Raw genomic sequence first — 19,927 nt, forward strand, 5'->3', positions numbered from 1 at the left:
CGTCGTATTAGCCCGGATAAATTCCGCGATCTTTACGTGCCAGCAGAATGCGTTCGCAGGCAACAATGTAGGCTGCGGTACGCAGGGAGCAGGATTTCTCAGCTGCTTTTTCCCATACGTGCACCATCGCATCAGTCATGATTTTGTCCATGCGATTGTTGATCTCTTCTTCACTCCAGAAGAAGCTTGCCATGTCCTGGACCCATTCGAAGTAGCTGACGGTTACGCCGCCTGCGTTACATACGACGTCAGGTACCACGATGATACCGCGGCTTGCCAGCATATCATCGGCATCCGGGTAAGTCGGGCCGTTAGCGCCCTCAAGTACCAGTTTGCAGGTCAGTATTTCTGCACGCTGACGGGTAATCTGTCCTTCCAGCGCGGCAGGGATCAGGATATCCATCTCCACGCTCCAGAAGGCTTCGCTGGCGATGGTTTCAGCGCCTGGGAAACCGGCAATCTGTTTGTGCTCTAACTGCCAGGCAGACAGCGCGGTCATGTCGATACCCGTGGAGTTAAACAGCGTTGCGGTGTGATCCTGAATTGCGACGACACGCGCACCCGCTGCGGCGAACAGGCGGGCGGCTTCGCTGCCGACGTTACCGAAACCTTGTACCGCCACGCGAGCGCCTTCAACTTCAATGTTCGCACGACGCGCAACTTCCAGACCGCTGACGAAAACGCCGCGACCGGTGGCTTTATCACGGCCTAACGAGCCGCCGAGGTGAATAGGTTTACCGGTGACCACACTGGTCACGGTGGTGCCGTGGTTCATGGAGTAGGTATCCATCATCCAGGCCATGACTTTTCCGTTCGTACCTACATCCGGCGCAGGAATGTCTTTCTGCGGCCCAATGATAATGCCGATTTCGCTGGTATAACGGCGGGTTAAACGCTCCAGTTCACCTTCAGAAAGTGAGAACGGATCGACGCGCACACCGCCTTTGGCTCCGCCGTACGGCAGATTCAACGCTGCGCATTTGATGGTCATCCATGCAGACAGGGCCATCACTTCATTAAGATCAACATCAGGATGATAACGCACACCGCCTTTGCCCGGACCGCGGGAGAGGTTATGTTGCACGCGATACCCTTCAAAATGACGGATAGTGCCGTCATCCATCTGCACCGGGATATCGACAATCAGCGCGCGTTTTGGGTGGCGCAGGGTATCCACCCAATGGGAAAGTTCGCCCAGGTAAGGGGCCACACGCTCGATTTGTTGCAGGTAGGTATTCCAGGCAGATGTGCTGCTATCTGAAGCGTAAGATAACTTATCCATGATAAACCTTAGTTTTAAAAGTAATATGTTCTTAATTTGGCCGTGGTATACAGTGAATCTCACCATATAAACCTAAATTTAACATTTTTTTCATAGAACAGCCTGCCTGGCTAACACGGATTATCGGTATGAGTAGTGTGGGTTTTGGCTTGGTGGTGAATAGTTATTCTTTATTTTGGCTGTCATCGCGGTTTTTTTGCGGTTTATGTGGTTTAATATGCATAACTTGTAAAAATCGCAATTTGTCAGATTTATGACGCACCTCTAAAAGTAAATAATATGATAATAAAATGTGTTTGCTTTATTGCTGCTAAGCTGGGCGTCAGTAGGTCACGGCGATGGTGACAGTATCGGCATAGTTGTCTGGCGTGTAGTTCGCGCTGGGAACGGTGGCGTAAACCGGGTAGGTAGTCGTTGTCCCCGTGCCGCTGCCCGCAACGGTATTAAGCGCAGTATTACCCCAGATCGTACCGGAAGGACCTGGCGTCGAACTAAGCTGGTAGGGGACTTTATCCGTATTTGACCCCGTGCCTGCCATCACGCCGCTGCCTGCCGTATTGCCGTTGGAGGGTTGAAGTCCGATGGTGTAAGGCGTGTTATTAGAGCAGGCTACGCCTACGTTATTTGACGCCGTGAGATTACGACCCGTTCCGCTGGTGGGAGCAAAGCTGATGTTAGTCGCGGAGGTGATATTACACTGTTTGCTGACAGCAGCTGTGACGGTGAAAGGAAACCTGGCGGCAACGGTATCACCACAGGTGGTCGGCGGGAAAAGCAATCCAGGATTAAGGGTGACAAGGGCTGTCGCCGCCGTATAGCTATCCTGATAGTTTCCGGGGACGGCGGCGATTTGTGGCGTGACGATCTGCGCCGATACCGTGAGTGAACCTGTCACTGGCGTCAGATTCAGCAGGTTAAGCTGTACCATGGGAAAAGTGGTTCCCGACTGATACTGGCTGCCCCAGACTTTGGTGCGCCCGCTATCCTGGTAAAGCTGGTATGCCAGCGTTCTGGCAGGCGTGCCGATTAACGACATATTTCGCGGTGTCACCTGGCCACTGACGGCCGAGGCGCCAATATTAAAACAGAGATTGATCCCTGCCAGCGCGTCACCAAGCTCTTTGGTGCAAGTGTAACTGAACGTCATTGATGACGTTGCGCCTGTCGCAGACAGTGGATTGACCGAACCTAAATTTATGGGTTGCACATTGCTCACCGAACAGGTTACCGCATGGCTAATTGCCGGACAAAAAAGTATGGCAGCGATGAGTAGCAGATGTCTTAACCTCATGAGCGCACTCCTGTTAGTGTGGGCGACAAACCAGTGGGCCTATTTGCGTAATCCCCTTTGCTGACGCGGGATAGTCAAATTGCACGCGACAACTACCGGTGTCCGTCTCAACGCGCAGCGTGTTGTGCTGCTCCAGGGTGTCGAACCATGTCATTCCATCAAAGCCAACGACAGACGATTGTCCTTTTCCGTTGATGGCGTAAGCCATGCTGCCTTCAGGAATTGGCTTACCCTGATTATCGACGAGGATAATCTGCGCAGCGCGGACGGGGGTGATGCCAAAGCTAACCAAAGTACCGGAACGATCGGCTGGCGTGGCATTCGTCTCAACGCGTGCGATCCGCACATTGGTGGGGAGATCCATCGGGTCAATACTGATCAGGTTTTTTTGATAACTGTTGAGCGGCGTGACCAACAGTAGTCCCTGGTCATCGCTGCGACCAATCAGGTTATTTTGCAATTTGACCGGAACATCAGGCACGCCGTCAGTTGAAACCACGGCAAAACCATTATTGATTTCTCTTGCTGCAAACAGGCCGCCTCCCATGGTCACCAGCGATCCGGTTGCGCCGGCATAACCGTAATGGTTATCCGGTAAACGGCTGAATCCCGCGTACGCTTTACCATAACGTCCCAGATATCCCACTTCTCCCTGGCCACTTTGCCGGGAAGCCTGCTGACTGGCGGCCAGATTCCAGCCCCAGCCGCCGTCGACAGGGGGCGTCAGGCTGGCATTGAGCTGGTAGCCGGTTTCGTCGTTGGTATGTTGTAGGGTGCTGCTGGCGCTCAGATTGTTGTCGGTCGTGATCGTCACCATCAAATAGAGACTGCGATCGCGGTTATCGTCAATGTTCTGATTGAATCCGGCATTCAGTGAGATGTTGTCTGTAACAGACTTAAACCAGCTGGCGTTGGCGTAGCGCACCGCATTTTCGTGTGGATAACGAAACTGCAAATAGCTCAGGCTGACATTACCGGCTGCTTCCAGCGAATAGCCAATAACAGTGTTGCTGTTAAGCGTGGGGGGCGGCTCGCCGTAATGGGTGGCGACATCGCGATAATCGCCGGAAGTTGCCGTGGTACTGGTACTGAAATTAAACCGTTCACCGGACCAACGGTAACCAAAACTGTACAAATAACCGTTCTTTCCTGAGTCGGTACTTGCGGCAAGTGAGGTCGAAAACGTGCCGCTGCGGGTTCCCGGGATCCAGTCGTTACTGAAGCCCGCGTTAATCAGTGCATCGCTGGTTTCCGCATGAGTCCCGGCGGTGAACGTATTGCGAAACCCGCGACGCCACGTAGCGCTCAATACTGGTGCGCTGGCATAATCAAAAGAGGAGTAACCATAATTTTCGCGTACCGTGCCTAATTCTGCCGACCAGGCGGTTAATCCTTCCCGCAGGAGTTGCTGATCGTTGTAGAACGAGAAATTTTGTACGCTCGTTCTGCCCAGCGCATCTGTCATCATTACCTGACCCGTTCCCGCGCCGCTGATGTTAGGCATTGTGTTGATCTGAAAGCTACCTGCGGGGACTTCTCCGTTGTAGTACCTGACGCCGTCGACGTACAGCTCAACGTTTGACGGTAACGTCGCGGATCCCAGATATGCTGGAAGCGGGGTGGTTGGCATATAGGGCTGCAACCCAAAATCGGTGCCTATCTGAATGCCGCCGATTCGCGTCGGTCGGGACCAGATGAGTGAACTTGTCAGGGTATCGCCAACGGTTAACGCCAACATCGAATCAGGAAATGGCGTACGCCAGCTGGTATCAAGGCGCTCAACGCTGTTATCGGCATATTCCTCGGTAGAGTACTGCGTCAACTGGGTGGTGCTGAGCACGCCGGCCGCATTGAAGGCGCGAATTTCGCTGAAGGTATTGATTGCGCTTTCATCCCCCTGTTGCGTATAGATATCATAATTGAGCAGCGCCCCGCGTGATGTTGTTGCCGTTGGCACGGTTTCGGTGGGCGAGTTAAGCTGCGTGGTCGCAAGATCGAGTGAACTGAGTGGCGCAGTAAGCGAGAGCGTTTGCAACTGAACGTTGTAGTCAATGGTTAGCTGGGGGATATCGTTCAGGCCGACGGCGTTAGTGGCGTCTGGAGCAAAGCGAAAGCCCATTTTACGCAGAGTATCTGCTCCTGCATAAAGCTTTCCATTATCGTAGCCAAAATGTACCAGCCCAACGGGATTTCCATTTAAGGTGACGTCGAGATACAAATCGACACCCGTAATCTGCGAGGCGCTATTAATAACACTACTTTCATTCTGGTTATTATTCAGCGTTTGTGCGCAAACCATTCCCGATATTAATACTCCATTGAGAAAGCAATATTTCACCAGAAGCCAGGATCTGTTACAGATCTTGTACTGTTTTTTGGCCATTGATTGTGACTTCAACTTTCCCGCCATAATGATTATTCCTGGCTGACGGGGAGACTATCCAGCGCATTGTTGAGCCGGGTAAAACGTAGCCTAATAGTCCGGGTGTAATGACTTTTTTAGTACCATCAGGGCTTATAAATGTTGCAGCAGATAACTGTGCATGCCCATTTCCCTGATTACTGACTTCAATAAATTTTTTGCCATCCAGTTGTTGTAATTTCCATTGTAGTTTTGCCTGCGTTTGTGCCGCTGATGTTGGTTGAATGAAAACAGGAACAGAATAATGCAGCACAAACTGAAGCTTGTTTTTTTCGACTTTTGCAGGCGGTAACTCATCTATCGATAAACGATAAGCGTCTTCGGCATGTGCCGAGGGAGGGCTTGTGCGAATAACTCGAATCAACTGACGTTCTCCTGGGGCTAATGCCAACATCGGCGGGCTAATCACCAGCCCCTGAGAGGGGGAAAGTTTGTCGTCATAAGCGCTTTGACTCCAGCGAAAAACCCGAACCTGGGCATTGAGCACATTTTCACCCGCGTTACTCAGCCAGATACCATCGGCATTTTGCGTCGCTTGCAACGTTAACGTGACCGGGGCTATTTGCAGTCCGCTGGCGGTGGCTAGATTGACGCTCGCAACCATCCCTAGCAGGCATGCGCAGGCACACTGCTTTACAGGCAGTTTTACTCTCATATGGCTTCCAGAAGTTAGTAGTTAACGTTAACCGTTACCGTATCGGCATAGTCGTCAGGAGTGAAGTTGGCGCTCGGTGCGGTGGCATAAACAGTATACGTTTGCGCCTGACCTGTACCCGTCGCCGCTACCCCATTTCCTGGTGCGGTGTCGGTGGCGGTATTCCCCCACACCGGACCTGTTGCTGACGTACGATTTAGCTGATAGGGCACTTTATCGGTATTGGTGGCAGCGTTAGCTACGGAGGACATGGCGCCCGAACCCGTTGTCGTCCCTCCATTGGCAGCCGACGGTGCCAGACCGATAAAATAGGGCGTGGTTTTTGAGCAATTAATTGAAATAGTGTTGCTTGCACTGGTATTTGTCGCCGTGGTATTCACCGGACCAAGTGTAATATTTGAAGCCGAACCGGCAGTCACGGTACAGGCCTTTTGAATCGTCATCAGCACCTGAAATGTTCCGTTAACGGTTGCTGCATTTGCCACAGAATTAATGGAAAAGGCGCAGCAACAAAGAATTAAGCGTTTGTCTAAGACTAGAGCCATATCCTTTACCTTTTTCAAATAACCACATTTATTACTTTAGAAAAACAATAATGTGGCACAAGAAGACATAATTTAACCCTAGAATAAGTATTAGACGTACGCCAGTTGATCTAATGAATTTTACTTAGGAAAAAGGTGATATCGTCTGCAAAAAAATAATACCAATGGGTTAGTATATTGTTTTGTTTTTATGCTATGGCCGAGGTTAAGTCAGGAGGATAGAGGGCAACATATTCCTTGGATGGTACTCAAAATAACCACCCACAAAATGAGAGTTGTATGATTTATCTTACACGTATTACGTGTAGGTTATGGGCTGTGGAAAATGACCTTATAACCTTGTTCATTCCAGTGCTGGAGCAGTTCATTTTGTCTGCGGGTTGGCGTAATACCGGTCCAGACAAAAAGGGTTTGCCCAGGGAAAAGTTCGGGTCTTGGCGATTCAATGGGTTCAGCCAGAACGGCAATGTGCCAACCAGATTGCGATAAGCGCCAGGCTTCGAGCCACAGACGGGTTCTGTCTTCAACATCCCAGGCCATCAGGAGGGCATCCTTTCCTGACTTGCGCCGTGTTTCAGACAGCAGTGTGGCAACATATTCAATCAATGCGCCATCAAGCATGCTGTTCATTATGCGGGATGTATTATGGTCAAGTATCAGCCGTTGACGTACGGGGAGATAAACGTGATCGATCAGCGCATCTACAGGGTGAACACGACCGAGTGCGGTAATTTTGGCTCGCAGCTTCGGTGGATGCGCCATGCGAAGAATGCTCATCATCTCTTCTTGTAATTGATTCCAGTCGTCGTCAGCTTGACGGGTACTGGTTTCCAGCAATGCCTTAACTTTCCCAACAGGTATGCCATTGCTAATCCAACGTTTTATTTCTTCAATACGCTGAATATCTTCTTCATCAAAGAGTCGGTGGCCACCTTCACTGCGTTGAGGTTTGAGTAAACCGTAACGTCGTTGCCATGCCCGAAGGGTGACAGGATTTATCCCGCAACGTTCTGCGACATCCCCAATGCTGTAATAAGCCATAGTTCCCCCGGACACTCCTGATTCTCCGTCACCGATATGCGGTTCCTGTTACTTTGTACAACATGCATCAAATTGTACAAAACATACAGAGGATTCTAGCAAAAATAAGATTTACTTTACTATCACGCAGGGAGTAAATGCTGAATTTTTATGTTCAGCATGAGGGCGGTTGTGGTGATTGTTTATTTATAACAATGCGTTAGTTATTTTGACGCTGAGAAATCATTTTTCTCTGGCCATGCAACAGACGGAATACCATTCAGGCAGGCTTGTGCAAAAAGGTTACCCTGGAAGATTTCAATACCTGCGGACTCAAGCCACATCCACTCTTCAGGTTTTTCAACGCCGACAGCGGAAATCATGATTTCCAGTGAAGTGCAGCATTTGATAATTGCCTGAATGATGGCCTGTCTTGGTCCACTTTTATGCACATCCGTGATCAGCTCGCGGCTTATCTTAATTCGGTCGGGTTGAAAACGAGACAGAAGCTGAAGCCCGGCAAAACCTGCCCCAAAATGATCTATCGCCACACAGATCCCCGCAGCCTTGAGTGACTTTACAGCCTGCGCGAACGTATCAAAGCGCGATATAACTTCGCTTTCGGTAAACTCTACAATGATTTGTTCAGGCACCAGTCCGTGCGCCGCGATTTCGTTTATCAGAAAGCTGACTGCATCGGGTTTGTTTACCAGGGTCATGGGGAGCAGATTGACTGACAGCATTTTGTCGTTAAGTCCCAGCGCGCTTGCCATTGCAAAAGCAGTCTTTTTGCTTTGCAGATCCGCGGTATACAGTTCTTCAGGATTTAAGTTGCCAAAATAAGTTGCGGGCGTTTCACCGTCTCTACCACGAATAAGTGCTTCCAGAGCAATGACGCGCTGCGACATAGGATCGATAATGGGTTGAAAAGCAAAGCTGAAATCGATATTGGACGGGAGTGTGCTTTCATCCAGGAGAGTACAAGAGTTGTCGGCAATAAAACTCCAGTAATCAGGAGCAGGTATTTCAAAATAACTCGATTTTTCCGTCGCAAGGACAAATGTGCGGAAAAACTGTAATGCCCGGTCATCATAGGTGAGCTGAAATTTTGATGTTCCCTTGTTAAGTACCGCTTGCAGGACGTCATTGCGTTCATGTTTTTGTAAATCAAATAACTCCATCCCCACCTTTCCGAATCTTCTCGCAGGCGCGTAATCACACATCAGCTCAACGATATTGTGGTGCCGTGGATCGTTACATATACAACGATAAATCTCTTTTACCTGCTCCTCAGGACCTTCAAGCAGTTGGAAAAAGTGGCGGCCATTAAAGAGTAAAATCCCCGTAACATCGGATCGCCGGTTTTTTAGATTTGCGGCTGTCACCATATCCTCAAGCGCTCTGAGGGGGGCGTCATCACGTAGATGGCTACGGTAAATAATGGTCGTGAGCATGGGCAGTCCGGGATCAAGGGAAGGGAAGAGGTATGTACAGTATCAAACAAACCAGCTTATGTCCTGATTCTAATACATTATTCTAACTTTATTTTTACAAACAAAGGTCCTTAAACAGATCGAATTCATTTGTTAAAAGAAGTGAATTGTACAAATGAATTTGATTTTATGTGGTTGTGTATTAATACAAGTTGTTGATTGTATTGATTTAGCACTTTTTGATAAAAATTTATGGTTCGTGTTGTACACATTTTTGGTACAACTTTGCTACTGTTATAAAACTTAATATTCACCAGCATTTTGTTACAGGAGCATGACATGCAGCAGCATACCGTTCGCACTGATACTGCAAGCGCGATTTCTCGTTACTTTGCGAAGGCGCATCTGCCAACTCAACAGGAAACATTGGGAGAAATCGTCACTGAGATTCTCAAGGATGGACGAAATCTGAACCGCAAATCACTTTGCACCAAGCTTCTGTGTCGTCTTGAAAAAGCATCCGGGGAGAAAGAACAGAAACATTACAATGCGTTAATTGGCCTGCTTTTTGAATAAAACAAACCCCTTACTTATAGGGGTAAGTAGTGAAGGAGTTATGAAGAAAACTGATAGTGAACGCCTGAAACATGAAATTACAGGTTTGGCTGTGCTAGAAATTTTGCGAATGCATACAGACGTTTCGTTAGCTGCAGTGATTAAGCAATTGCGACTTATGCAGGCCAGTGAAATAGATAGCACACGCAAGCAATTAATTGACAGCGTTATCAATGATTTTACAAACATTAATCCGGGGAAGATAAGTAGAAAACCGGATAAAACCAGAGATGAGAGTGCTTTCAGTGCCAGCAAAAACCCTAAATTACATTAAAGATAATCTTCCAGACTATACAAGCGAGGTTACCATGCTTCATGAAATTAATGTCCACAGTGTAATGGCGGATAAAGCTTTATCAAGTTACTTCCATAATGCAGGTGAGCTATTAGCAGATGAGTCTGCGGTATTGGGGCAGGCGGTAACAAATGTAATTCTTGCAGGTGATAATGTTAATAATAAAAACATCATTTTAAGCCTGATTGGTTCTCTGGAGTCAACAGTTGACGTTGTTCAGGCCGATATTATCAGAAAGACCCTGGAAATAGTGTTACGCTACACAGCTGACGATGTCTAAAAAGTCTTCATATTAATATAATATGTACAGCACCTTTGTTATATGCTGAAAGCACTCATGCTGAGCATTTTTTGATTAAGACTATACATAGCACCTTCTCTAGAACAATTGTGATTTTTCATTGAGGCCATAATGATGAACATCGTTCAGGAATACACTGGAAACGCAGAGTTATGGATTGATGATATTTTTATCAGGCAAGGGTTAAAGAATATTCTTGCAGATATCGTTTTTGAAGATGATAAGGCGCGACTGGTGTTCTTTACCGCGAATCACTTTAACGCGGTAAAAAGACAAAATTACGATCTGAGTACGCATCGTCTGGTACTGCTGATTGATGGTCATCTGTACAGATATCTCAATGATTTATCACTTTACAGACTGCCAATAGATGTTAGCGTTGCCACCTTCAAACAATTTATTATTGATATTACTCGTTCTGGCAGTATACACGACAATCAGTCGGAACTAAATATTTCGCTGACTGCGCGAGATAAATATATTCTAACGCAGTTAGGAGAAGGTCGAACTATTGTTGAGATATCCGCCTTGTTAAATCTACATTTGAAAACGATTTACCAGGCCAGGCAGAATCTGATCAAGAAGCTTGGTTGTTCTGGGCTGATTGATTTTCAGGGAATACTGCGAGCGAAAATATTCCGTAACTGGCTGGAACATGCCTGAGTAAATCGACAATTCGTACTTACTGTTGGGGGATACGACAGGGCCAATGGCCCTGTCCGGTATATTTTAAACTTCGCTACTCTGTCACCAGTTCATTTCCCATCTTCTGCTGATGATGCTTTTTGCTCAACGAGAAGTAGCCAAATATTAGCGTTATTACCACAATGCTGGCCATAATCAGGAAGATTTCCTGATAGCCCACTTTATCAAACAACTTACCGACAGGCAGTGACAGCACGATGATGCCGATGGAACTGGCGATATTGAAGCCAATAAGGTATATCGTTGACGACAGGCGCTTATCAAAATTCGCTACGCTGAATTTAAACACTGAAATAACAAACAGTGGGACTTCCAGCGCATGGAGCATTTTAATCAAGGAGATAATATAGATATCGGTGAACAGTGCTGAACCCAGGATTCGACAGGTCATGATTGTGCCGCCCAGCAGCAATGCGGATTTAGGCCCGATGCGGTTAATCAGGAATGGAACCAGCGCCATACCGACGGCTTCCATAAAGACCTGTACCGAGTTGAGGTAGCCGTATACGCGTGGTGCCAGTTCAGGATCGTCAAATAAGCTGGCGTAAAACACCGGGAACATCTGCTGATCGTAGATGCTATAGAACGACCAGGTACCGACGACAAAGATGACGAAAAACCAGAACTGCGTATCTTTAAAGATAGTGAGAAAATCATTTCGGGTCAGCGCGTCGGGTTCAGGAGAGCGCGTTTTTACAGAAGATGGGGCGGATGAGTTGGTTTTGAACAACACGTTAATCAACAGGAATAATACCCCCATTACCGATACGCACCAGAAGTTAATGTGTGGGTTGATGCTGAAGAAGATACCGCCAACAAATGTCCCTGCGGCGTAGCCAAGCGATCCCCACAAGCGGGCGGTACCGAATTCAAAGTTGAATTTGCGGCTCACTTTTTCGACGAAGCTTTCTACCAGACCACAACCCGCGAGGTAGCCAAGGCCAAAGAAAATGGCTCCCAGCGCCATACCAAGCTTGAAGTTGGAGGTCAGCAGCGGTTCGTAAACATAAATCAGGAACGGGCCGCTGAGCGTGATGACTATCCCCATCAGCCAGATAAGGTGTTTGCGGGTGCCGAGCTTATCCTGCAGAAAACCGTAGACCAGCATAAACAGCATGCTAAAGAACTGGTTAACGGCATACAGCATTCCCAGCTCTGTTCCGGACAGGCCAAGTTTATTTTTTAGCCATATCGCGTAAAAAGACCACCACAACGACCAGGCGGCAAAGAAAAAAAGCAGGTACCCGGATGAGTACCGATATTTGTCATTACTGAACGGCATATTTATCTTCATGTTTTTTCCAATCCAGATCAGGTCATTGTAAGGTCTTTCTGATACGACGTAACGAGTTCGCTTTATTACGGGATAATCGTTCTCCGTAACGATGGTTGTGACTGAATAAAGCTGCTCAGGTGTTGGTTGTCGGGAAACGCGCTTAGCGCGCCACGCCGGGTGGTCGCCAGAGCACCACAAGCGCTGGCCTGCTCGATAAGTGGAAGTAGCGTTGACGTCGATGTGGGCCAGCCTTCCTCGGCGAGTGCAGCCAGCAGCCCGGCCATAAAGGCATCACCGGCGCCAGTGGTATCGATACTTTCGACGTTATAGCCGCTTAAAGTTAGCCTGCTGTTTTGCCAGAAAGCGATAGCGCCGTCGGCACCGCGGGTGACGATTTTCAGGCGTGCAGGAAAATCAACCAGACGTTCGCAGGCGCTACTGAGACAGTTGGTCTGTGTTAGCCACAGCAGCTCTTCTTCTGACATCTTCAGAATGTCGCTCTGCCGGGCAAACTCGTTGACAAGGTCAAACATCTGCATCTCGTTGCTCCACATCTGCGGACGCAGATTGATGTCAAAGCTCAGAGTACCGCCGGTCTGTCGCAATGCGGCCATTGCCTGGGCGAGGGTGGCGCGGCAGTCAGGGGCAACCAGCGCCAGCGAGCAGAAGTGCAGAATATCGGCACCAAAGTCGGGCAGACTCGCCGGGCTGAGAAATTGATCTGCAGACGGATTGACCAAAAACTCAAACTGCCGCTCGCCGTTGGGAGCCAGTGAAACCAGTACGGTACTGGTGTGCTGATGTGCATCAAACTCCAGACTTCCTGTATCCACCTGCGCTGTTTCCAGCGTCTGATGCAGAAAGCGACCAAAAGTGTCATTGCCCACACGGCCAATAAAACCGCTGGCGCGGCCAAGGCGAGCGACGCCGATTGCCACATTGAAGGGAGCGCCTCCCGCACAGGCTTCAAACTGCATATTGTCGCGCGGCAATAAATCCACCACGGCGTCTCCGAGCGTCCAGATAGTCATTATTTTTCCCCAAAGCAGTAAGACGGGTGTTTATTTGGCGCTGAGCGGCCAGGCCTGCCCTTGATTAAAAATGGCGTGTCCGTTCTGGCTGAATAAGGTCAGCTGGCGATCGTCCGGTTCAGGATAAATACGACTGCTAAGGGTATATTCACCGTGATTGACAAATACCTCTACCGAGGAGCTGTCGATAAATAAGCGCAGATCCAGCCGGTCACCAACTGGCAGCGGCACGCTGCGATAACCAGAGAGACCATGCTGCGGGTAGCGACGATCCAGCACCAGACGCTGTGCCTGGCTATCGACGTAGATGCGCATCCCGTCACCCAGCGCGATACCATATTCTTCAGCACTGCTGCGGGCGATATCGAGGCTCAGTTCGACTTCAATAGCGTGCGCCTGCTCCTCTACCATCAGGGTGCGATTGTGCAGTTCGCTAACTGGCCAGACATGGAGCGGACCGCGCAATGATTCCAGTTCTTTAATTGGGTTCATACGCAGCCGCTGATCGGTATCGAGCGTCACCTCGCGGGGGAGGGTAAGCATGCCCGCCCAGCCGTCGGCTTGTTCTGGCATTGGCGATTCCCACATCGACAGCCAGCCAATCACGATGCGGCGCCCATCCGGGGTGGTAAATGACTGGGGGGCGTAAAAATCATGCCCGTGATCCATCTCCTGGAAGGCGTGGGTGACGTGAAAATGGAGATTATCCTGCCATTCGCCGACCATATAGCCGCTCTGGAACAGGTTACGGCAATCGTATCCGTCTGCGGCGATGCCCTGCGGCGAGAACATGAAGACGAGCTTATCGTTGAGTGGGAAGAGGTCCGGGCACTCCCACATGTAGCCCATGCCGTCATCGGCCCTGCCGAGCGTGCTGGCAAACTGCCAGTGCTGTAGATCCTGCGAGCGATAGAGCTGCACTTCGCCCACTTCATCGACCCGGGCGCCCACCACCATGTACCAGCTGTCTCCCTCTTGCCAGACTTTCGGATCGCGAAAATGGTGTACGCCTCGCGGGGTATCCAGAATCATGCCCTGGCGTTCAAAGTGAATCCCGTCGGTGCTGGTGGCCAGGCACTGTACCTGATACAGGTTTTCCTCTTTCGCCTCGCCGTCAAACTTATGTCCGGTGTAGATCAGAGCCAGCTTATTGCCTTCAACCACCGCTGAACCGGAAAAACAGCCGTCTTTATCTTCCGGCCCTTCTGGTGCCAGTGCGATGGGCAAGTGCTCCCAGTTCACCATATCGCGACTGCGCGCATGGCCCCAGTGCATTGGTCCCCAGACCGGCTGCCACGGATAGTGCTGATAGAACGCATGGTAGTAACCATCGAACCAGGACAGACCGTTGGGATCATTCATCCAACCCGCCGGTGGCGCCAGGTGATAGCGTGGATACCAGCGCGGGTTTACAAGGTCTTTCTGCTGGCTTAAGGCTTCGTTGGCTTTGGAAAGTAGTGACGTCATTTGCTTGTCCCTGTAAGTTAATTGTTCAAAAGATAACGTTAACATTCTCGGTTTTCTCGCAGATTTGATGGTAATATCGATGTTAATCACAAAAGTTAACGTTAACATTTTGCGGGTGTTATCGAGATCGCATTTTCAGACCCCGGCAAAGTGAACATCGGCGAAGGAGAGGGTATGGCATCTTTAAAGGATGTGGCGCAGCGGGCTAACGTCTCGTTAATGACCGTATCGCGGGCGATTAACGAGCCCGAACGACTACGGCCTGAAACCTATAAAAAGGTGATGGAAGCGGTAGATGCACTGGGGTATGTCTCCGATCTCTCCGCTAAAAAAATTCGTGGCGCGAAAACCACTGCTAACACGATTGGGGTGCTGGCGCTGGACACCATGACTACGCCATTTTCCGTGGAGATAACGCTCTCTATCGAAGAGACCGCGCGGGCGCACGGTTGGAATAGCTTTGTGGTGAATATGTTCAGCAATGACAAGCCAGAGAAAATGGTTGATCTGCTGTTGGCACATCGCCCGGACGGTATTATCTACACCGCGATGGGACTGCGCCAGGTACCGGTACCGGAAAAGCTGCATAAGTATCGCTGCGTGCTGGCGAACTGCGAAAGCACAAGCGGCCCTTTCCCCACCTATATTCCCGATGATGAACAAGGGCAATATCTTGGCGTGAAAGCGCTGTTGGCCGCAGGCTATCGCCGACTGCTGTGCATCCACCTGCCGAAAGGAATTGTGGCGACCGATCGCCGTCGGGCGGGAATGGAGAGGGCTTGTCGTGAAGCGGGTGTCGACCCTGATGCAATGTTCCACCACTATCTTCCGCCGGGCGAGCGCCACCATATTGATGCGGCGGAGATTGCCGGGCATTACCTGAGAGGCGCGTGCCCGATGTTCGATGCGGTGGTGTGCGGTAACGACCGCGTGGCTTTTGTTATCTACCAGCTCTTGCTGGGGCGAGGGCTGCGCATTCCGCAGGACGTCGCTGTGCTGGGCTATGACAATATGGTGGGCACCGGCGAGCTATTTTTGCCGCCGCTATCAACGGTACAGCTGCCGCACTATGAAATCGGTCGTCTTAGCGCGCTGCATCTTATCCAGGGGCTCGATCACCGGGATACAGTGCGGGTAGACAGCCCCTGGCTTCCGCGCGCCTCAATATGAGTACGCTCACGTGGCTACTGCTGTTTTGCCAAAATAGCTCAGCCTTTTTGGTCATCGTGTTTGGTGCCAACTTTCAGATGCGCAGCAGCGGGAGCCTCTGAGATGCTATGAAATGAAAAATCCACGCAATTGCGTGGATTTTATAGAGTTTTACCGTTGTCATGAGATTCAGTCAAACCTCATGAGACAACAAAACTTATTTAGACGTTGAACAGGAAGTTCATGATATCGCCATCTTTGACGATATAGTCCTTACCTTCGGCACGCATTTTCCCAGCTTCTTTCGCACCTTGCTCACCTTTATAGGTGATGAAATCTTCAAACGCGATGGTTTGTGCGCGGATAAAGCCTTTCTCGAAGTCGGTATGGATTTTACCGGCCGCCTGTGGAGCCGTGGCACCGACAGGAATGGTCCAGGCACGGACTTCTTTCACGCCAGCAGTGAAGTAGGTCTGCAGGTTCAGCAATTCGTAGCCAGCACGGATAACGCGGTTCAGGCCCGGCTCTTCCAGACCCATTTCAGCCATGAATTCTTCACGGTCAGCATCATCGAGTTCAGCGATGTCAGCTTCAACGGCAGCGCAAACGGCAACCACAACAGAACCTTCGGCAGCCGCGATTTCGCGCACTTTATCTAGGTATGGGTTGTTTTCAAAACCGTCTTCGTTGACGTTGGCGATGTACATTGTTGGCTTCAGCGTCAGGAAGCTCAGGTATTTGATGGCCGCTTTGTCTTCGTCAGTCAGCGTTTTCAGCGCGCGCAGCATGCCAGCGTTTTCCAGCTGTGGCAGGCATTTTTCCAGCGCAGCCAGCTCTGCTTTAGCGTCTTTGTCGCCGCCTTTGGCCTTCTTCTGCACGCGATGGATAGCGCGCTCACAGGTATCGAGGTCGGACAACGCCAGCTCGGTATTGATAACTTCAATGTCGTCAGCCGGATCCACTTTGTTATTAACGTGGATGATGTTGTCGTTTTCAAAGCAACGCACCACGTGGCCGATAGCTTCGGTTTCACGGATGTTGGTCAGGAATTGGTTACCCAGACCTTCACCTTTGGACGCACCTTTTACCAGACCGGCGATGTCGACGAATTCCATCGTTGTTGGCAGGATACGCTGCGGTTTGACGATTTCGGCCAGCTGATCCAGACGCGGATCGGGCATCGGGACAACACCGGTGTTCGGCTCGATAGTACAGAACGGGAAGTTTGCCGCTTCAATACCCGCTTTTGTGAGCGCGTTGAACAGGGTGGATTTGCCTACGTTTGGCAAACCGACGATACCGCATTTGAATCCCATGTTTAAATCACCTTAATCTTTTGATATTCAACCTGTTATGGAAAACAGATTGTAGAAATGTAAATAACTTTGCCTATTATACACAGCACGCGAGAAAAATGCCGCACATCGCTGCTTATTGCGCTTTAAAGGTGTGTAACCGGCTCGTCGCTTTGGTCAGGCCGTCTTTGAACAAAATCTCGGTACAACGTGCCGCTTCGTCAATTGCTTCATCAATTAACTTCTGTTCTGAAACAGGCGGTTTGCCTAAAACAAATCCGACAACTTTGTTTTTATCGCCCGGATGGCCAATTCCAACGCGTAAACGATGAAAGTTGGGGTTATTACCTAACTTGCTGATGATGTCTTTCAGGCCATTATGTCCGCCATGACCGCCGCCAAGCTTAAATTTGGCCACGCCAGGGGGCAGGTCTAACTCATCGTGTGCGACCAAAATTTCATCGGGGTTAATACGATAAAAACTGGCCATCGCACCGACAGCCTTGCCGCTCAGATTCATAAATGTGGTTGGTACCAGCAGACGGACGTCTTCACCTTCAAGCGTAACTCTGGAGGTGTAGCCGAAGAATTTCGGCTCATCGCGCAGGGGAGCGCGTAATCTTTCTGCCAGCAGATCGACATACCATGCGCCTGCATTGTGTCGCGTTGCCGCATACTCTGCGCCGGGGTTCGCCAGGCCGACAATCAATTTAATCGCCACGTGTTTTGTCCTGAGTGTTTCGATAAACGACGTGTAGTTTACTGTCTGACGCTGCTGTTGACAAAAAACTGCGTGCTTATCGCCAAAAGCTGAATAATTGCACGAATGGACTATTAGAAAATGAGTATGTTCAGTGGCTTATTTGTAAAGTTTTGTTGCATGAGTGTTTGTAATTGTGATCGCTCCCGCACTTGCGAACGGCAGTGTTGTCTATACTTTACACATAAGGATTAGGGGTATTCCCTGTAACAACCCAAAGTTCCGGAGGTGACACATGAAACGCAAAAACGCTTCGTTACTCGGTAACGTGCTCATGGCTTTAGGGTTGGTGGTGATGGTGGGTGGTGTTGGTTACTCTATTTTAAACCAACTGCCGCAATTTAATCTGCCACAGTTTTTCGCACATGGTGCCGTGCTCAGTATTTTTGTTGGTGGTGTCCTTTGGTTGGCGGGTGCCAGAGTGGGGGGGCACGAACAAATCAGCGATCGTTACTGGTGGGTGCGCCACTATGACAAACGCTGCCGTCGCGGTGATACCAATCATCGGCATAACTAAATAGCTCTCCCAACTCGGAGTGCGGTTGTTTGAACACAAAGTCCTGGTTTAAAAACCAGGGCTCTGCTTTTTCGTCAGTACTGGATTAAACGACTTCTACCTTTGGTGGCATACTACAAAGAAACGTTATTCGAATAACCGATAATGTAACGCTTTGATCGCGCTGTCTGCATTGTCAGCCGGTAACAGGATGCTCAGGTTGTCGTTTGACGCCCCATGGCAAATCATTCGTACCGTATGCTCTTCAAGCCAGGCAAAAACGTCTTTGCAAACTCCCGCAGCCTGTGTGAGTTGATTCCCCACCAAAGTGACCAACGCCAGTCCGGTTTCCACTTCCACACGACAGTGGGAGGACAAGGCGGTAAACAATGCGGTGGTCAGCACATGGTCTTCACCTGAGGTTGCATGAGTGGCGTCCAGCGCCAGCGCAATACTATTCTCTGAGGTTGTAACCAAATCCACCGCGACCGCATGGCGAGCTAAAATGGCGAAGGACTGCGCCAGGAAAGAACAGGAAGGTTGCTTCTCCAGACTGTGTAACCGCAACAGCGTCTGTTTACGACGAACTGCGAGCGCACGATAGCGAGGTGGATTATCGGTGGTGTTGTGCACCAGCGTACCTCCGGCGGCAGTATCCTTACTTGAGCCAACAAAGACCGGAATGCTTTTACGCATTGCCGGGAGCAGTGTCGCCGGGTGGAGGACCTTCGCACCGTAGGCGGCCATATCGCTGGCCTCGGAAAATGAGATATGGTCGATTCGTTTGGCCCGCGGCGCAATGCGTGGGTCGGTGGTGTAGATCCCTGCGACGTCGGTCCAGATGTCAACGCGTGCGGCGTGAAGCGCCTCACCGAGAAGCGTAGCCGTGTAATCACTACCGCCGCGTCCAAGCGTTGTGGTGTGTCCTGCGGCATCACGCCCGATAAATCCCTGAGTCACCATAATCGCTTGCTCAAGACGAGGGCGCAGGTGAGTCTCCACCTGGTGGTACAGTGTGCCAAGCTCGGGTTCGGCACAGCCGAAGTTCGAGTTAGTACGCATCACACTACGGGCGTCAAACCACCCAGCCTCGGCATGCCGTTCACGTAAGACTTCAGTAAAAAGTAGCGAGGACATCAGCTCGCCATGGCTGACTAATTCATCGCTTAACGCATCAGACGGCGAAACCATCGCCGTTTGTGCAAGACGACGTATGTTGTTGAGAAGATTATCGATTTCCGTGCTGATAACGGACGGCTGCTTCAGGCGGGAAATAATGTTGTATTGAATGGCGCGTAAAGTCTCAATCTTATCTAATTGTTGATGTGTTTCCAGACCTTCAGAAAGCTCAACCAGTAAGTTTGTCACGCCTGCTGAAGCAGACAAAACGACTAAACGGACATCTTGATCAGCAAGGACAATGCTGGCGCTTCGATTCATCGCATCAAAATCAGCGACGCTGGTGCCGCCAAATTTGGCAACGACGGATGGTGGATAAATGCGAGTCATAACAATCTCATATCAGGGCGCCATAAAAGTATGGCTAGAAAATTTTCATTCTCGGCATAAGGGAACGAAGTTCGCCTTACGAAATGTCCGCCCGCGAACATTTCTGCTGACAACCCAGGGAATACCTGTTGTCGATAACGCGTGTCGCCTGTACGCGTTATCGGGTGCTGCGCATTAATTTTATCTACATAGCCTGTAAATAAGCGCGCCATACTAAGTGATTTATATTTAGGGATCGACTTTTTTATTCGATTTATCGACAAATAAGTGAAAAATCATGTCATCACAAGATATCGCGAGCATCATTAATGGTAAAAACGTGTAAAAAAATAATAAAAACACGAAAATCTCATGGTTTTTATTAGATTGTCTGCGTTGCA

General features: G+C 49.7%; 19 protein-coding genes. 6 read left to right on the forward strand and 13 right to left on the reverse strand.

Features of this window, described 5'->3' with window-relative positions; translation table 11 throughout:
• Positions 1-7: 7 nt before the first annotated feature.
• The 7 genes from OGY71_RS02980 to OGY71_RS03010 form a co-directional block, all read right to left on the reverse strand.
• Complete coding sequence (locus tag OGY71_RS02980) at positions 8-1,282, reverse strand: Glu/Leu/Phe/Val family dehydrogenase (protein ID WP_032943729.1); 1,275 nt, start codon at positions 1,280-1,282, stop codon at positions 8-10.
• A gap of 322 nt (positions 1,283-1,604) precedes the next feature.
• Positions 1,605-2,573 carry a Csu type fimbrial protein gene (locus OGY71_RS02985; protein ID WP_063940847.1) on the reverse strand — a complete coding sequence of 323 codons (969 nt, stop codon included), beginning with the start codon at positions 2,571-2,573 and terminating at the stop codon, positions 1,605-1,607.
• A gap of 13 nt (positions 2,574-2,586) precedes the next feature.
• The gene (locus OGY71_RS02990; RefSeq protein WP_063940846.1) at positions 2,587-4,872 is read right to left on the reverse strand and encodes a fimbria/pilus outer membrane usher protein; all 2,286 of its coding nucleotides are present in this window, start codon (positions 4,870-4,872) and stop codon (positions 2,587-2,589) included.
• 55 nt (positions 4,873-4,927) lie between these two features.
• On the reverse strand, positions 4,928-5,650 hold the full coding sequence (locus OGY71_RS02995) for a fimbrial biogenesis chaperone (RefSeq protein WP_003833508.1): 723 nt from the start codon (positions 5,648-5,650) through the stop codon (positions 4,928-4,930).
• A gap of 14 nt (positions 5,651-5,664) precedes the next feature.
• A complete protein-coding gene (locus OGY71_RS03000) occupies positions 5,665-6,195 on the reverse strand; it encodes a Csu type fimbrial protein (RefSeq protein ID WP_275145753.1) in 531 nt (176 codons plus the stop codon).
• Positions 6,196-6,504: 309 nt separating this feature from the next.
• Positions 6,505-7,236 (reverse strand): MerR family transcriptional regulator, encoded by a 732-nt coding sequence (locus tag OGY71_RS03005; RefSeq protein ID WP_008784993.1) that lies wholly within the window; start codon positions 7,234-7,236, stop codon positions 6,505-6,507.
• 203 nt (positions 7,237-7,439) lie between these two features.
• Positions 7,440-8,669, reverse strand: a complete 1,230-nt coding sequence (locus OGY71_RS03010) for a diguanylate phosphodiesterase (protein ID WP_048224091.1) — start codon at positions 8,667-8,669, stop codon at positions 7,440-7,442.
• 318 nt (positions 8,670-8,987) lie between these two features.
• On the opposite strand from OGY71_RS03010, the gene ycgZ reads away from it, so the two are divergent.
• From ycgZ to OGY71_RS03030, 4 genes are all read left to right on the forward strand, one after another.
• Positions 8,988-9,224 carry a regulatory protein YcgZ gene (ycgZ, locus tag OGY71_RS03015; RefSeq protein WP_003833500.1) on the forward strand — a complete coding sequence of 79 codons (237 nt, stop codon included), beginning with the start codon at positions 8,988-8,990 and terminating at the stop codon, positions 9,222-9,224.
• Positions 9,225-9,264: 40 nt separating this feature from the next.
• Positions 9,265-9,537 carry a hypothetical protein gene (locus OGY71_RS03020; RefSeq protein ID WP_003833498.1) on the forward strand — a complete coding sequence of 91 codons (273 nt, stop codon included), beginning with the start codon at positions 9,265-9,267 and terminating at the stop codon, positions 9,535-9,537.
• Between the two features lie 34 nt (positions 9,538-9,571).
• Positions 9,572-9,838 (forward strand): biofilm/acid-resistance regulator YmgB/AriR, encoded by a 267-nt coding sequence (locus OGY71_RS03025; protein ID WP_206159782.1) that lies wholly within the window; start codon positions 9,572-9,574, stop codon positions 9,836-9,838.
• Positions 9,839-9,970: 132 nt separating this feature from the next.
• On the forward strand, positions 9,971-10,522 hold the full coding sequence (locus OGY71_RS03030) for a LuxR C-terminal-related transcriptional regulator (protein ID WP_206159579.1): 552 nt from the start codon (positions 9,971-9,973) through the stop codon (positions 10,520-10,522).
• 76 nt (positions 10,523-10,598) lie between these two features.
• On the opposite strand, the gene OGY71_RS03035 is transcribed toward OGY71_RS03030, so the two are convergent.
• The 3 genes from OGY71_RS03035 to OGY71_RS03045 form a co-directional block, all read right to left on the reverse strand.
• Positions 10,599-11,858, reverse strand: coding sequence for an MFS transporter (locus OGY71_RS03035; protein WP_193134056.1), 1,260 nt, complete (start codon positions 11,856-11,858; stop codon positions 10,599-10,601).
• A 65-nt stretch (positions 11,859-11,923) separates the two neighbouring features.
• Positions 11,924-12,871 (reverse strand): PfkB family carbohydrate kinase, encoded by a 948-nt coding sequence (locus OGY71_RS03040; RefSeq protein WP_286612816.1) that lies wholly within the window; start codon positions 12,869-12,871, stop codon positions 11,924-11,926.
• 30 nt (positions 12,872-12,901) lie between these two features.
• A complete protein-coding gene (locus OGY71_RS03045) occupies positions 12,902-14,338 on the reverse strand; it encodes a glycoside hydrolase family 32 protein (protein ID WP_286612818.1) in 1,437 nt (478 codons plus the stop codon).
• A 174-nt stretch (positions 14,339-14,512) separates the two neighbouring features.
• On the opposite strand from OGY71_RS03045, the gene OGY71_RS03050 reads away from it, so the two are divergent.
• Positions 14,513-15,508 carry a LacI family DNA-binding transcriptional regulator gene (locus OGY71_RS03050; protein WP_003833484.1) on the forward strand — a complete coding sequence of 332 codons (996 nt, stop codon included), beginning with the start codon at positions 14,513-14,515 and terminating at the stop codon, positions 15,506-15,508.
• 200 nt (positions 15,509-15,708) lie between these two features.
• On the opposite strand, the gene ychF is transcribed toward OGY71_RS03050, so the two are convergent.
• Positions 15,709-16,803 (reverse strand): redox-regulated ATPase YchF, encoded by a 1,095-nt coding sequence (gene ychF / locus OGY71_RS03055; protein WP_003020818.1) that lies wholly within the window; start codon positions 16,801-16,803, stop codon positions 15,709-15,711.
• 115 nt (positions 16,804-16,918) lie between these two features.
• Positions 16,919-17,503: an aminoacyl-tRNA hydrolase gene (pth, locus tag OGY71_RS03060; RefSeq protein ID WP_003020814.1), complete on the reverse strand. Its 585-nt coding sequence runs from the start codon at positions 17,501-17,503 to the stop codon at positions 16,919-16,921.
• Between the two features lie 274 nt (positions 17,504-17,777).
• Between pth and ychH the strand changes: the two genes are divergently transcribed.
• Positions 17,778-18,059: a stress-induced protein YchH gene (gene ychH, locus OGY71_RS03065; RefSeq protein WP_003833480.1), complete on the forward strand. Its 282-nt coding sequence runs from the start codon at positions 17,778-17,780 to the stop codon at positions 18,057-18,059.
• Positions 18,060-18,185: 126 nt separating this feature from the next.
• On the opposite strand, the gene lysC is transcribed toward ychH, so the two are convergent.
• Positions 18,186-19,547, reverse strand: coding sequence for a lysine-sensitive aspartokinase 3 (gene lysC / locus OGY71_RS03070; protein ID WP_286612820.1), 1,362 nt, complete (start codon positions 19,545-19,547; stop codon positions 18,186-18,188).
• Between the last annotated feature and the right edge of the window lie 380 nt (positions 19,548-19,927).

Origin of the sequence: Citrobacter sp. Cpo109, from assembly GCF_030332565.1 — a bacterium.
GTDB classification, from domain to species: domain Bacteria; phylum Pseudomonadota; class Gammaproteobacteria; order Enterobacterales; family Enterobacteriaceae; genus Citrobacter; species Citrobacter portucalensis.